The 14,067-nt window shown below is 59.3% G+C and carries 11 protein-coding genes and 1 tRNA gene; 7 read left to right on the top strand and 5 right to left on the bottom strand.

Features of this window, described 5'->3' with window-relative positions:
• Window positions 1–22 precede the first annotated feature (22 nt).
• On the bottom strand, window positions 23–1,183 hold the full coding sequence (locus tag HPY65_04250) for an isovaleryl-CoA dehydrogenase (GenBank protein ID NPU83678.1): 1,161 nt from the start codon (window positions 1,181–1,183) through the stop codon (window positions 23–25).
• 297 nt (window positions 1,184–1,480) lie between these two features.
• On the opposite strand from HPY65_04250, the gene HPY65_04245 reads away from it, so the two are divergent.
• The 4 genes from HPY65_04245 (at window position 1,481) to HPY65_04230 (ending at window position 5,869) form a co-directional block, all read left to right on the top strand.
• Window positions 1,481–4,627, top strand: coding sequence for a sigma 54-interacting transcriptional regulator (locus HPY65_04245; GenBank protein NPU83677.1), 3,147 nt, complete (start codon window positions 1,481–1,483; stop codon window positions 4,625–4,627).
• Between the two features lie 106 nt (window positions 4,628–4,733).
• Window positions 4,734–5,228: a PaaI family thioesterase gene (locus HPY65_04240; protein ID NPU83676.1), complete on the top strand. Its 495-nt coding sequence runs from the start codon at window positions 4,734–4,736 to the stop codon at window positions 5,226–5,228.
• A 135-nt stretch (window positions 5,229–5,363) separates the two neighbouring features.
• A tRNA-Gln gene (locus tag HPY65_04235) sits at window positions 5,364–5,437 on the top strand.
• Window positions 5,438–5,578: 141 nt separating this feature from the next.
• Window positions 5,579–5,869: a hypothetical protein gene (locus tag HPY65_04230; protein NPU83675.1), complete on the top strand. Its 291-nt coding sequence runs from the start codon at window positions 5,579–5,581 to the stop codon at window positions 5,867–5,869.
• Window positions 5,870–6,532: 663 nt separating this feature from the next.
• Here HPY65_04230 and HPY65_04225 read toward each other — a convergent pair.
• Complete coding sequence (locus HPY65_04225; protein NPU83674.1) at window positions 6,533–6,772, bottom strand: tyrosine-type recombinase/integrase; 240 nt, start codon at window positions 6,770–6,772, stop codon at window positions 6,533–6,535.
• 272 nt (window positions 6,773–7,044) lie between these two features.
• Here HPY65_04225 and HPY65_04220 point away from each other — a divergent pair, with 272 nt between their 5' ends.
• From HPY65_04220 to HPY65_04210, 3 genes are all read left to right on the top strand, one after another.
• A complete protein-coding gene (locus tag HPY65_04220) occupies window positions 7,045–7,533 on the top strand; it encodes a hypothetical protein (protein NPU83673.1) in 489 nt (162 codons plus the stop codon).
• A 62-nt stretch (window positions 7,534–7,595) separates the two neighbouring features.
• A complete protein-coding gene (locus HPY65_04215) occupies window positions 7,596–8,387 on the top strand; it encodes a 1-acyl-sn-glycerol-3-phosphate acyltransferase (protein NPU83672.1) in 792 nt (263 codons plus the stop codon).
• 216 nt (window positions 8,388–8,603) lie between these two features.
• Window positions 8,604–9,443: an OmpA family protein gene (locus tag HPY65_04210; protein ID NPU83671.1), complete on the top strand. Its 840-nt coding sequence runs from the start codon at window positions 8,604–8,606 to the stop codon at window positions 9,441–9,443.
• A gap of 298 nt (window positions 9,444–9,741) precedes the next feature.
• On the opposite strand, the gene HPY65_04205 is transcribed toward HPY65_04210, so the two are convergent.
• From HPY65_04205 to HPY65_04195, 3 genes are all read right to left on the bottom strand, one after another.
• Complete coding sequence (locus HPY65_04205) at window positions 9,742–10,953, bottom strand: DUF1624 domain-containing protein (GenBank protein NPU83670.1); 1,212 nt, start codon at window positions 10,951–10,953, stop codon at window positions 9,742–9,744.
• A gap of 66 nt (window positions 10,954–11,019) precedes the next feature.
• Window positions 11,020–12,597, bottom strand: coding sequence for a carboxylesterase family protein (locus HPY65_04200; protein ID NPU83669.1), 1,578 nt, complete (start codon window positions 12,595–12,597; stop codon window positions 11,020–11,022).
• 49 nt (window positions 12,598–12,646) lie between these two features.
• Complete coding sequence (locus HPY65_04195; GenBank protein NPU83668.1) at window positions 12,647–13,921, bottom strand: alpha/beta hydrolase; 1,275 nt, start codon at window positions 13,919–13,921, stop codon at window positions 12,647–12,649.
• Window positions 13,922–14,067: the final 146 nt, after the last annotated feature.

Below are 14,067 nucleotides of genomic sequence, written 5' to 3'. Positions count from 1 at the left end.
TCCATCCGGGGGATGAATCCGGTCAACTCATCAGCAGTTCCCGGGCAATGATGAGCCTTCTCATTTCCGACGTGCCCGCACCCAGGGTGCCAAGCTTCGAATCCCGCCAGAAACGCTGGACCGGGTATTCGAGGCAGTACCCATAACCGCCGTGGACCTGGACCGCCTCGGTGCACACCTTGTCGGCAGCCTCGGCTGTGAACAGGATGGCCGCCGCCGCCAGCTTGTGGACCTCGGTGCCTTTGCCACCCCGCTCCGCCTGGCCGGCGAGGATGCAGGCCTTGTAGCACATCAGGCGGGACGCCTCGATGAGGGTGTACATGTCGGCCAGCTTCGCCTGGATCAGCTGGAACGAGGCAATGGGCTTGCCGAACTGGACCCTTTCCTTGGCGTACTTGAAGGCTTCCGCAAAGGCCCCCTCCGCAATGCCCAGGGCAAAGGTGGAGAGGAACGCCCGCTCCACGTCGAGGCCCCGCATCATGACGGCGATCCCGCCGTTCTCGACGCCCAGGACGTTCTCCGCGGGGATGCGGCAATCTTCCAGCAGCAGTTCCCCCGTCCGGGAACCCCGGTTGCCCACCTTGTGCAGGGCGCGGGACACGGAAAAGCCGGGCAGGGTCGTGTCCAGAATGAAGGCCGTGATGCCTTTCGGACCGGCTGCCTTGTCCGTCTTGGTGTAAAGGATTACGGTCCGGGCATCCGGTCCGTTGGTAATGAACGTTTTGCTTCCGTTGACGATATAGAAGTCTCCATCGCGCCGGGCCGTCGTCTGGATGCTGACCGCGTCGGATCCGGCATTGGGCTCCGTAAGTCCCAGGGCTCCCACATGCTCTCCGGTGCAGAGAGGGGGCAGGTATTTCTTCCGCTGGGCCTCGTTTCCGTTGTGATACAGGTTGTGCATGCAGAGGTTGGCATGGGCTCCGTAGGAAAGAGACACGGCGGGGATAACCCGTGCCAGCTCTTCAACGACCAGGGCGCCCGCCAGAACGTCCGATCCGGCGCCGCCGTATTCAGGGGGGATGGTAATACCCAGAACACCCAAGTCCCCAAGCTTCTTCCACATGCCCTCGGGCCACTTGTCTTCCAGATCCGTTTCTTCCGCGATGGGCTTCAGCTCCTTGGCAGCAAACTGGGCCACGCTCTCCCTGAGCATCCGATGCTCGTCTTTCAACTCGAAATCCATCGATACCTCCTTTTTCCCGGTCCTCCTGGTCGCGAGGGCATCGGGTCTTCTTTTATTAATTGCACAAAAGGTGCCATGGATTTTTCGCTATAATCATTTGCCATATCAGCATATTACGTTACAATGGATGAATATCGGGAACACCCGGGAAGTCGCTATTCGGTCAGATGTTCGCATGTGGACACAATGGTTGACAGTTCAGAGACCTTCCGCTACCATGCCGCCGGCTTCGGGTACCCGCCGTATGAAACCCACGCCCGGGATCAGCGCGTCCCCTTTCGAACTGGAGAACCGGCCATGTCTCGCAACGACCCGTTGTTACAGAAGATGACGGATGAGCAGCAGGATCTGCTCTTCCGGTTTCTGCCGTTCACCGATGCCTTCTCGATTGACTGGTTTTCGGGACTGGCCGATATGCCGCCCTCGAAACTCCTGTCCACCATTCGGTTGCTCGAGGGGCAGCAATGGATCGCCGAGCGCGACGGTCAACCGGGAGTTTATGGATGGACCCGGAAGTTCCCCAGGGAAGAACTGACATCCCGCGTGACTCCTTCCCTCTGGAACCGGTATTGCCGCTCCGCCGCCGACATGCTCCGCCGGAACCTGCCAGGGACCGCCGAGAGCCTCCTTCGGACAGCCAGGCTGTGCGTCCAGGCAGGCCTCCGGGAAGACGACATAGAGGGCATCCTCCTGGCGGCGCTGCACGAAGAAGAAAACCACAAGATCTCCTCGGCCGTGGAACTCTACGACTGCCTTCTCGAATATATCGAGTCTGCCGCCCGGGAGGCGGAGGGCGGCCTGCCCCCGGAGTTGAGCCGAATCCTCGTCCAGACCATCGAACGGAGGGCTTCCCTGTCCCTGTTCCATCCCAATCTGAAGAAAGTCAATACGTTCCTGTCAACGGCGATGGACGCGGCCATGAAGCTCGGCGATCTCCGGGCCCTCGCCTCCCTGCATCTCCTGATCGGTCAGAACTTCTGGATGGCGTTCCAGCACGAGCGGGCGGTCGAGCATTTCGACACCGGCTGGAGCATGATCGACAAGGGGGAAAAGGACGCCCTGTACCGCCGGGGACTTCAGCTTCAGGCCCTGTCGGCCTGGATCCGGGGCGACCTGAACGGGGCCGTGCAGGCCTACGAGGACTCCCTGGGAGAGCTGGACTCTGTGGCGGCGGACGACTTCTCCCAGCTCATCGCCCTCCACCTGGCCCTCTGCTATACCCAGGTGGGCATGCCCCAGCGGGGGCTCGGCATCACGGAGGCCATCCACCAGCAGGCGAAACGGGCCGAAAACGGACCTCTCCTGTCCGTGGCGCTGGCGACGACGGGAATCATTTTCCTGGAGATCCGCCAGCTCAAGAACAGCCGGATCTACTTTGACATGGCCCTCGAGGTGTCCCGCCGTGAGGGCATCCCCATGGCGGAGGTCATGGCAGGCATCGGACTGTCGAACATTGCCTGTTTCGAGGGCGACCTGGATACGGCGGCGGAGCAGTTCAAGACCCTCTGGAAACTCCGCAAGTCAAGCTGGTACCACACCCTCAACAGCCCCCACGTCTTCGAGGCGGGCTACGTGCTGCATCGCAAGGGACGCTCGCCGGTGGAACTGGAGCCGGTCTTCAATTTTCTCTATTCCCTGGGAAAGGACCACGTGAACCCTTTCCTGTACAGCATCATCCGGCACCGCCAGATTCTCCTGATCGAACGGGGAACGGCCCCGGTTGAGAAAATCAGCGAACTGCTGGAAATCGAGAAGTCCCTCGGAGAGCTGGGAGCCGTCCTCGAACTGGCCAAGCTGCGCATCACCCTCACGAGGCTGTTCCTGCAGACGAACAACTGGAGAATGGCCGAGACTTACGCCTTCAAGGCCTGGGAAGTGTCGAAATCGGTCGCCAGGGACGTCTTTCCCCGGGATATCTTCCCGCTTCTCCCCCAGGAGGACATCAGTGAAAAGGACCGCCTGTTCGATCTGGTTGTCGAGATGGGGGAGGCCCTGACAAACCAGAAGAACATCGAACAGCTCCTCACCAACGTCATCACGGCTCTCACCCGTCTTACCGGCGCGGAGCGGGCGGCCATTTTCATCCGGGGCAAGGATCCCCGGGATCTCGAAATGGTGGCCTCCCGAAACCTGTCGCAGGAGACCCTCCGGGACGAGCGGTTCGGCGATACGATCCAGCGGATCCGAATCGCCACGGAGGACCCCGGAGGCCACATCATGCAGTACGATGTGAGCGGACCCGACGCCATCGACTTCCGCCGGGTGATCATCACGCCGCTGACTCTCGGCAAGAACGTCATCGGCGCCCTCTATCAGGACAGCCGCTTTTTCTCCTTCGACATCAGCGCCGGGCGATTGAAGCTTCTCTCGGCCCTGGCCTCCCAGATCGCCGTTTCCATCGACCGCGCCCAGGCCTATGACGAGATCGCCCGACTGAACGACCGCCTCCTCCAGGAGAACGTGTATTATCGGGAGGAAACGGAGGAATTCCGGCCCTTCGGCGACATCATCGGAACCAGCGAGGTCATTGTCCGGATCCATCGACTCATTGCCAAGGTGGCCCCCACGGTCTCCACCGTTCTCATTCAAGGCGAGACCGGTGTAGGAAAAGAGCTGATCGCCCGGGCCATTCACCGGGAAAGCCCCCGGCAGAAGGGACCCTTCATCCGTGTCAACTGCGCCGCCCTGCCGGAGAGCCTCATCGACAGCGAGCTCTTCGGACACGAGAAAGGGGCCTTCACCGGGGCCATCAAGATGAAAGCCGGACGCTTCGAACTGGCCAACAACGGTACCATCTTTCTCGACGAAGTGTCGGAACTGCCGCCGTCGACCCAGAGCCGGCTGCTTCGAATCCTCCAGGAAAAAGAGTTTCAGCGCGTGGGAGGAACCCGGCTCCTCTTCTCGGACTTTCGCCTCATCACCGCCACCAACAAGGACCTCCAGAAGGAGGTTGAAAAAGGGCGATTCCGGGACGACCTCTTCTACAGGCTCAACGTCTTCCCCATCTCCGTGCCGCCGCTCCGGCAACGCAAGGAGGATATTCCGCTCCTGACGGGCCATTTTCTCAAGCTCTTCTCCACCCAGTACAACCGGCCCTATGTCCGCCTCCCCGAGACGGAAATGGAAGCGCTGAAGGCCTATCCATGGCCGGGAAACATCCGGGAACTGGCCAACATGGTGGAGCGGGCCGTCATTCTCGGAGGATCGAGGATTCGGTTTCCCGATCTGGCGGCGGGAGCACTCCCCGCGACGGCGGGGGATGAACCGCTGCCCCTCCAGGAAATGGAACGCCTCCATATCCTCCAGTCCCTGAAAGCGACCCGGGGAAAGATCGGCGGAAAGGACGGCGCCGCCGCCCTTCTGGGGCTCAAACGGACGACCCTGATCAACCGGATGAAGAAACTGGGAATCACCCTGGAGCGCAGTCCCTCCAGGAGCGAGTGAGGGTACCGGGCAGAATGCAGCCTCCTGCGGCATGGACTTAACCAGGGAACAGGCACGGCGCCGGGACGACCGCATCGGGACAACATCCGTTTCGGGGAGGAACCCCATGAAAAAGCTCAATCCGGCCTACGTCCGGGCCGTTCGCGGGCATGCCAATGGGTGCCCCTATTTCCGGCATCTCTCCATGGCGATCCGGAAACTGGGCATCGGGTACGCCGTCCTGGACATCGAGATCAAACCGGAACACATCCAGGCCTTCGGGTACGTCCACGGCGGCGTTTTCGCTTCGGTGATCGACACGGCGACGTACTGGTCCGCCTTCTGCGGGCTGGAGGAAGGCACGGGCATCACGACGGTGGACCTGAAGGTCAATTACCTGGCCCCCGTCCAGGCAGGAAAGCTCACCGCCGAAGGACGGTGCATCCGGATGGGCAAGACCCTCGGGCTGGCGGAGGCAGCCATGAAAGACGCTGCGGGCCGGATCGTCGCCCATGGAACGTCGGGCCTGATCGTCCTGCCCGGCTTCGGCCTTGCCGGGGCGCCACCCCTGCCGCCGAAATTCCTGGCTGCGAACGGAAAAGGGCAGATAACGCGACGGTGATCCCGCCGGGAAACGCACGGGACCTCACCACGCCCGGATCCATCGGAGATGGAATATCCGTGGCCTCCTGCGGGACGGAGAAAACTGTTGACAGGAGAAAAAGGCCGCTTTATATCACGGGTCGCTTCCAAGCGATGGGGGATCGTTCAACGGCAGGACAACGGACTCTGACTCCGTGAATAGAGGTTCGAATCCTCTTCCCCCAGCCATCGAAAATTCAAGGGGTTGCAAGATACGCTCTGCAACCCCTTCGTTTCTTTTGCAACCTATAGCTACCCCTCAATAGCCCTCCGAGAGATCACCTGCAACACATTCTCTCCCTTGCAAGACCCCCGTTTTGCGGCCATCAGATGAACACCTATGCAGAGTCCGTCACCTCTCCGAAGACAGATCCCGTTAGCTTTGTATTTGCAATTGAGACCAACGCCGATTGTTTAAAAATGTGGGCTGCATTATTTTACACTCGAAAGAAGAGAAAGGGAGGTGCCCAGACCATGATGACAGAAACCGGGACAATCGGCATCAGGACCAGCGGACGGCTGGAATTCAACCCCCAGAGAAACATTCTGGGAAGAACCACAACCGATTACCCGCGCGGCGGAAGGGAAGTCGTCAGAGGGGCACTTTATAAAATCATTTAAGGATTTGCCGGAAAGAGAGGAGGCTTATCATGAAGGCGACAAAGGGATTAGGAAGGAAGGTTGAGGGCAAGCATCAGGCTCATAAGGTCGGCGGGATCTGGGTCGATCCCATGTGCTTCCCTTACATCGGCAAGTAATCTGCAGAACGGAAAGAGAGCGATAACGCATAAAAGAAAGAAGGAGGAAGGGTCATGAAAAAGGTAGACACTACGAAGCGCGCGAAGGGTTTGACCAGGAAGACCGTTGCCGGCTGGGTCGACCCGATGGCCACCCCGATCGAAATCCCCAAGGGGCTTTGAATATATCTCTTTTCTCTCTGAGTAGCTTCTTCGCATTCTCGGGTGAGGCAGGAAGGCTCACCCGAGGGTGCAAGAGGGCTGAAGGAAAGTCAGTTTTGTGGCATAAAGTTCTGCTTATGACTTAGTTCAAACGGAAAATCCGGGTGTCGGCAGTTTCATTCTTCCTTGGCCCACCATCGAAATCAAGGGGTTACGAGTCTTAGAGATGGCTTGTGACCCCTTATTTTTTGTGACTTTGATAACATTGTGATAACCGACTTTTTTCCATGTCCATGGTCTCGATACCCGCCCTCAAGCTTTCCGGATTATGATGGGCATACCGGTTCATCATTGCGGTATTTTTCCATCTTCCGAGCTTCTGGACCTAGTAAAGGTCAACACCACTGTGCACGAGCCTTGTTTCGAAAGGGTGGCGAAGATCGTGAAATCGGATCTTGGGTATCTTCGCCCTCGTTGAAGCATCCTCGAATGCGCGAAAGATATTCCATTTCATGTACCGTGTACCCTTCCGGCTCGGAAACACATAATCAGAATCCTTCTCTCTCCGGCTATATCTCTCCTGCAGAACCCCCAGCGCAGTCGCATTCAACGGTAGCGTGTCCACCGACCGGTTCTTCTTCAGACCACGGTCTGCGACCCCTTCGCTTTTTTACGGCCTGGCGGCTTCCCAAAACAGCCTTCTGAGCGATCACCCGTATCTCTTTCGAGCCGAGGCATTCTGCAGGATCTTTCCGTGTCAACCGAGGGATAGGCAACAGGATCCAAAGGCACATTTTTCATTGATACGTGCGCTGATATTTGATACGTGTTTTGAAAATCTGCACGTATCAATTTCATAAGTACGTGCTTGCCATCACCAGCGGAGGGATTCCTGTCATGGCCAAGAAGATCACCTTGAGCGTCCCCGAATCGCTCTACCAGAAGATAGAGAACTGGCGCGCCTCCTTCAACCTCTCCCAGATGTTTCAGGACGTGGTAACGGATGCGATCCAGCGAAAGGAGGAACTTCAACGCAGGATCGCGGAAGATGCGAATCTCGCCGAGATCGTCAAGCGTCTGAGAAAAGAGAAGCAGGAGGCCGTCGCGAGGATCGTGGACAGGGGAATGCGTGAGGGGCTCCGATGGGCCAGGATCGCCCATTACGAAGAACTCTGCTACGCCCTCACCTGGAGACCCGAAGAGGACCGGGATCCTCTTCAGAACAAGATGCTCGGTTCTTATTTTACGGACTATTTCAAGAAGGAGAATCTGTCCGACTTCTTCGAGACCTCGGGAAAAGCGGTGAGGCAAAACATCGATTCCTTCATCACCGGATGGCAGACGGGTGTCGCCGATTTCTGGAATCTCATCAAAGACAAGATTTGATCCAGGCCGCCTGGCGGCGCTGGAGCATCGGCAGGATCAACGGAAGAGAAAGTGAGGTCGTCATGCCCGGAATATTCGAAATCCCCAAACATTTCGAGTTCATTCAGGTGCCGGAGTTCTTCAGGAAGGGCGGCCTGTTTGTGTACCGGTTCTACAAATGGCTTTTTCTGGTACCGTTTATCGCCGTCACCACGGTTGTGCTGGGCACTACCGCTTATCTCATCGCCTTGTTCGTAGACCCGAAGCTCGCGAGCCGGCTTCCCGGCGTCGCGTGGGCGAAGCTCAATGCCTGGGCAACCCCCATGTTCGTGGAGGTATCCGGCAGGAAGAACATCGACGGGAAGCAGTCCTATGTCATCGTCTGCAACCATCAGAGCCTCTACGACATTTTTCTCCTCTACGGTTGGCTCGGCATCGATTTCAAATGGGTCATGAAAAAGGAGCTCCGGAAGGTCCCATTCCTCGGTGCCGCCTGCGAGGCCATCGGACACATCTATATCGACCGTTCCGATGGTACGACCGCCATCGAGGCGATCAACCGGGCCAAGGAGAAGATCGTCGATGGAACGTCCGTCCTGTTCTTCCCGGAAGGAACCCGCAGCAGAACCGGCGAGATCGGCCCCTTCAAGAAAGGCGCCTTCAAGATGGCGCTCGACCTGGGCCTGCCCATTCTGCCCATCACGATCAAGGGAACCAGGGCGATTCTGCCCACGAAAAGCGTCGATGTCCGTCCGGGACTGGCGCAGATGATCATCCATCCCCCCATTTCCATCACCCCCTACTCGGAGGCGAACCTCACCCTTCTCATGGAGCGGGCAAGAGACACGATCACAAGCGTCATGAATCAACCGTAATCTTCCCGAATCCTCATCAGACTTCCCGGCACTGCCTTTTGGAAAACGGATCCATTGGCAACGGTATCCGGATGACCTTCTTCTTGAAAACAGAGGAAGTTCCGGGAGTGTCTCCGTTTGTAAAACATGGGGCTTGTCTGACTGCGGCCGAGTGTGCGATTCAGAGACAAGCCGTCGTCCGGCGGCACAAATCATGTGTAAGGAAAGGAAAGAAACATGAACAGGTCCGTATGCGTTTTTCTCGGAATTCTTTTTGCCGTCGTCTGCCTGGCCTCTCCGGCTGTCGCCCAACAGAAGGACAATCCGAAATGCCAGGACCACCCCCTGTTCAACCGTATGCCGACCTACTGGATCCACAACTGCGTGGTGAATGATTTCAACGCCCGCTCCTTCCCTGTCGGCAAGGGGAAGACGGAACGTGTGGAGGGGCGATACTACGAAATCCGATACTACCCACAGGCCACGATGAAATCCAAGCCGAGCGAGCTTCAAATCCTGCGGAACTTCGAAAACGCCGTCAAGCGGATCGGAGGAAAGGCCCTGTGGGTGGACAAAAGCAGGGAGACGCTCCGGGTGGTCAAGGACGGGAAAGAGGTGTGGATTGAAGTGACAACCGAGTTTACCGGCAAACACAGCCTTTTCATCGTGGAAAAGGAGTCCATGAAACAGGACATCGAGGCCAACGCGGAAGTTTTTGCAGGCGACCTCAAGACGGCGGGCCACACCGCGGTCTATGGTATTCATTTCGATACCGGCAAATCGGAGATCAAGCCGGAGTCGGAGCAGGCGATCACCGAGATTGCCCGGTTGTTGAAGAATGACCGCGGGCTTCGTGTTTACGTGGTCGGCCACACGGACACCGTGGGCAGGGTCGATTCCAACCTGAAGCTCTCCATGGACCGTGCAGAGGCGGTCGTACAGGCTCTGGTCAGCAATCACGGCATCTCCGCTTCCCGTCTAAGGCCCTTTGGAAATGGTCCGTTCGCCCCGGTCGCAATAAACGATACGGAAGAGGGGCGGGCAAAGAACCGCCGCGTCGAACTGGTGAAGCAATAACGACAAGGGCTCCGGTCGAGCCTGCAATCCGAAGCAACGCTCACGGATTGCAGAAGCATTGCGCCTTCGATTGGAGCGACATGGAATTTGGGAGCATTGCCGAAACGCGCCGACTATGATCCTGTAACGGACATGTCATTGAGTCTGCCGGAAGGAAAGGGGCTGCAGATGTCAAACATCGGCAGCCCCTTCTTTTTGCGGACGCTCCTCGTCCGATCCCTGTGCCCGGCGGTTCCATTTCCGTCGTCGGACCAGCACTGTCGGGGCATCCGCCCCGCCGGGAGCAGGGACGTGTCTCTCAGGAAGAAGCAAAGCGCTTCGTCAGGGCACCCAGGAACCACTCCAGGCTGTATTGATTCCCGTGGTTCCCCCAGACGACCAGCAGCAACTCCAGCAGAACCACCACCGTAAAACCCCACAGCAGGGTGGGAATCGAACCCAGGAACCCATACTTGAGATACCTGCCGGTCACGAGATAAACCAGGGCCAGGGGCCACCCGATCAGCAGGTAGTGTAGAAAGTAAAACGTGAGGGAAGAGCGGCTCGTGCGAAGGTAGACGCGGACAAGAAAACTCTCTTTTTGTTTATCCGTCCTATGCACATCGTAGCAGTAATAGAGGCCGCTGAAGACGACAAGGGCCACGCCGAGCTGGTAGCAGATCATCGTGAAGGAGTCGGGATAGAAGCTGAGCGGCGCAATGTAATCGAAGACGACGGATGCCCCCGGCCGGCCCATGGCGGCATACGCCCAGCCCAGGCCCAACGCAATAAGCAGGAGGCCGATGATCGACAGGAAAGGCAGATCCTGCCGCAGCCGGCTGCTGACGATCCGCCTCCCCAGGACGAATCCCAGCGGAGGGAAGATGAACCAGGGAACGACCGGGAACTCGCCGGTGAACAGGAAGCCCCGGACAATCTCCCCGGCCTGCCAGGCCGGTTCATACTCCGCGGCCGGATCGAGCAGGATGCCGGGGAGATAGCGCGAAATCACGGGCACATGGACGAAATTTCCACCCCATACGGCGTTGAAATCGATCCCCATCCTGAGCAGGGGCGTGCAGACGGCCAGAGACACAGCCAGGAACAGGATGGCCCATGAAGGCAGAAAGCGACAGAAGAAGAGCATGACCGTGGCAAATCCCATCAGGGTCAGGATATCCCACTGCCAGATCCTGCCGGGTCCCCAGGCCAGGGCCAGCATGACGATGCCCGCCAGGAAGATGAAGCCCCCGCGGATCATCGTCCGTTTGAAAATCAGCCGGTTGTCTTCCCCGGCATGCCTCCGCGCCGAGAGCACCTGGCTCATCCCCATCATCATCAGGAAGCAGGACGCCCCCCAGTCGGCCAGGATATGGTTCAGAAAAAAATAAGGCCATGTATCCGCGGAGGCGGCGTCGACCAGGTAAACCATGAAGTGGACCATCACCATGCAGATCAGGGCGAACCCCCGCATGACGTCGACGGAGAGAACCCGCCCCGGCGTTATATTCTCCACCTCAGAACCGTTCATGGCGCTTTTTTCATCGCGGCTGTTTGAAAAAAAGTCAGGGAAGCTTTGACAGGAGGCTCATCGGGATCATCGGCGATAGATCGACCTCCCGTCGATGAAGTCGCATTCCTTCCTGAAAAGATTCCTGTTGATGCGCAGGGTATCCGAGAACTCCAGGTTGAGATCGGATTCGCTATCGTAGGCCGGCCAGTCGGACAGGCCCGGCCCGTTGGGATTCCCCGTTCTCGCGAAGTTCACCCAATAGGCCGTCATCTGAGCGGAAAGCAGCCGGTCCATGTCGTTGTAGCCGTCTTCTTTTTTCATATTCCCGAAGACGTACGCCAGGTCCACGCCGTGGTGCACCCCCAGTTTGCGCGCCATCGCGGTGCCGGGCCGGCGTGTGAACTGGTAGAGGTAAGCCCTGGATTTCTTCCGTTCCATGGACCGGGCCACGAGCCTCGCCGGGTGGGCGTTCGCCGCAACCGTCACGACCCGGTCGACGGCCGGGGCGACGTCTTTCGCCTCAAGGGCGGGAAACATCCCGAGGGCCTTCCCGGAATCGCCGGCAAACCTGGATTTCAGGAATGACATGTACTTGTCGACCGTCAAATCCGTTACGCCGGCCAGGTAGATATTGCCTTCGTTCAGGGTGCTTCCGACGATGATCGGCACGTCGTGCTGCCGTCCGTCGAGGTAAGCCATCCGCGGATTCGGGGGGAGCACCCGACCGTCGAAGACCGGCGCAAAGAAGAGGCCTTCGTCGAACAGGCCTGTTTTGCAGTCCGCCGCCACCAGGATTTCCTGTGCGGACCGGGCCCGCAGACAGGCCGGGACGTCGGCCGCCTTGTCGCAGCCAAGCCTGGAGGCCAGCTTCCGGCCCATTTTCGAAACGCCGGCCATGTCGCCGTTGAAGACAGGATTCAGATACTCCGAGCCGATGATCGGCCCGCCGCTCTGGGCGACGGCCCGCTGAAAAAGCCCCGCCGAGAGGGGGCTGATCATCAGGAGCGTAACCGACCTGGAACCGGCGGACTGGCCGAACACGGTCACGCGGCCGGGATCCCCTCCGAAGGCGGCGATATTTCTCTGCACCCATTTCAGCGCGGCGATCTGGTCCAGCAGCCCGTAGTTGCCGGACACGTTGTGGGCGGATTCCGTGGACAGGAGCGGATGGGCCAGGAATCCCAGCGGCCCGAGGCGGTAATTGAGGGTCACGACGACGACGCCTTTTTTCGCCAGGTTCCCACCGTTGTATTCCGGCAGGGACGCGGAGCCGAAATTGAAGCCGCCGCCGTGAATCCAGACCATGACGGGCAGTTTTTCATCGGGCTTTTTGGCCGGCGTCCAGACATTGAGATAGAGGCAGTCCTCGCTGAAGGTGCCGGGATCGGACTGTCCCGTCTGTGGGCAGGAGCGGCCGAATTCCCTGCAGGTCCTCACCTGCGTCCACAAGGCAACCTCTTGCGGGGGTTTCCAGCGCAGGTCCCCGACGGGCGGGGCGGCATAGGGGATGCCCAGGAAGATTTGCAGCCCGTCTTCGGCCTTTCCGCTGATCGGTCCACTGTCGATCGGAATAACATCCGGTGTTTTCCCGGCGGCGAAGATTCCGCCCGGGACGGCGATCAGCAATAAAATCATCATCGCCGCTCTCGTGATGGTTTTCATCCGATCCTCCGGAAGGGAGCGGAAAGCCGGGTGCTCTCCGCCGCCTATTCTAACGCTCGAAAACCTCGTCCAGCCAGTCGAAGAGCACCAGGCCCACAATGCTGCGGTTCTCCATGATGCAGTGGTTCGTCGCACCCTCGTCGGACGGCGTGACGACCATCTTCTTCAACGGGTTGGGGAAACTGTCCATGCTGACCTTCTGCTGCCGCTTCACCTCCACGCTCCTGTACTCGCCCTCGCCGACGATGATCAGGGCCGGAACGGTCACCCTGGCGGGGTCGAAGGTGAAGCCCCTGTTGGCCGCCGCGAGCGCCGACGGCTTGTCCATGGGCACACCCCAGCGCCAGTTGATGACCTTGACGATGTTGCCGTGGAAAGTTGTCCAGGAGTCGATCTCCTTCTGATCGGCCAGGACGACCGGCATCGTCGAGAAGAGTGGATAGGCGTCCACCACGGCGGAATTCATGGCGACGGCCCGGATCCGGGAATCGTGCGTGGCGGCCTGGGGCACGAACCCGCCGCCGCCGCTGTATCCGTAAGCGGCCAGCCGCCCGGGATCCACGTCGCGGCGGCTCAGGGCGTAGTCGACAACCGCCTTCATGGGAACGTTCATGTCCGGCCGGAAGACCTTCCCCTCCAGGGGAAGGATCCCCTGCCCCGGCAGGTCGACGGTCATGAAGTTCCAGCCGCGCTCATTGGCCTGGGCGGCGATGTAGAAGTACAAGTCCTCGGCGAAGGTCTCGCCGCCGCCGACCATGATCAGGGTCTTTGTCGGCTTCGTTCCCATGGCGGCCTTGCGGAAATACCCCGGCAGCACCGTTCCCTCATAGGGAATCTCGAAATATTCCAGCGGCGGATCCAGGAGCGCTCCCGCCTTTTTCACCAGGCCCCGGCTCTTCAGCGCCCGTTCGCGGAAGCGCGGATCCGTCGGCAGCATGGAGACGAGGGAGATCCGGCAGTAATAGGCGGCCCGGTGGAACTGGTCGCGGGCGCTTACCTTGTGGCCGCCGGCCAGGGACGCCTCGCCCCGGGCTTCGACGCGCCGAGCCAGCTGGAACCACTCCTCCTGCCAGCTCGCGGCGTCGCCGTCCTTGATCCGGGAGGCCGCGTAGAAGGCCTCGCCGATCTCGACGCCGTGGTTCACCGTGGAACCGAGAACGAGGGTGCCGAAATGGAAGTCCATGTCCTTGTCATTGAAATGAAAACGGACGCCGGTGTCGTGGGCGTCGAAAACCTTCTTCTGCTCTCCCTCCTGCGCCGCCTTCCCCTCCACTGCTCCGTCGGTCTGCGCGGCCGGGCAGTCGCCGACTCCACCGGAAGACATCAGAAATGCCGACGCCAGGAAAACAAACGCCGTCATCCACACGATTTTTTTCTTCATCCCCTGCCTCCTCCTGCATGCGTACAATGAAACTGTTTAAAGTCGGGGGGTCCTTTATGGACGGGATTCATAGCATGGAGACGCCCACA

This window comes from Syntrophaceae bacterium (genome assembly GCA_013177825.1).
Taxonomy (GTDB): Bacteria; Desulfobacterota; Syntrophia; order Syntrophales; family PHBD01; genus PHBD01.
The sequence above is the reverse complement of the archived record's forward strand: the minus strand, read 5'-3'. Positions and strand labels throughout refer to the sequence as shown.

Bases quoted from the DNA above. Each gene is read 5' to 3' on its own strand.
- HPY65_04250 (NPU83678.1), bottom strand. From the start codon at position 1,183: ATGGATTTCGAGTTGAAAGACGAGCATCGGATGCTCAGGGAGAGCGTG.
- HPY65_04245 (NPU83677.1), top strand. From the start codon at position 1,481: ATGTCTCGCAACGACCCGTTGTTACAGAAGATGACGGATGAGCAGCAG.
- HPY65_04240 (NPU83676.1), top strand. From the start codon at position 4,734: ATGAAAAAGCTCAATCCGGCCTACGTCCGGGCCGTTCGCGGGCATGCC.
- HPY65_04230 (NPU83675.1), top strand. From the start codon at position 5,579: ATGAACACCTATGCAGAGTCCGTCACCTCTCCGAAGACAGATCCCGTT.
- HPY65_04220 (NPU83673.1), top strand. From the start codon at position 7,045: ATGGCCAAGAAGATCACCTTGAGCGTCCCCGAATCGCTCTACCAGAAG.
- HPY65_04215 (NPU83672.1), top strand. From the start codon at position 7,596: ATGCCCGGAATATTCGAAATCCCCAAACATTTCGAGTTCATTCAGGTG.
- HPY65_04210 (NPU83671.1), top strand. From the start codon at position 8,604: ATGAACAGGTCCGTATGCGTTTTTCTCGGAATTCTTTTTGCCGTCGTC.
- HPY65_04205 (NPU83670.1), bottom strand. From the start codon at position 10,953: ATGAACGGTTCTGAGGTGGAGAATATAACGCCGGGGCGGGTTCTCTCC.
- HPY65_04200 (NPU83669.1), bottom strand. From the start codon at position 12,597: ATGAAAACCATCACGAGAGCGGCGATGATGATTTTATTGCTGATCGCC.
- HPY65_04195 (NPU83668.1), bottom strand. From the start codon at position 13,921: ATGTCTTCCGGTGGAGTCGGCGACTGCCCGGCCGCGCAGACCGACGGA.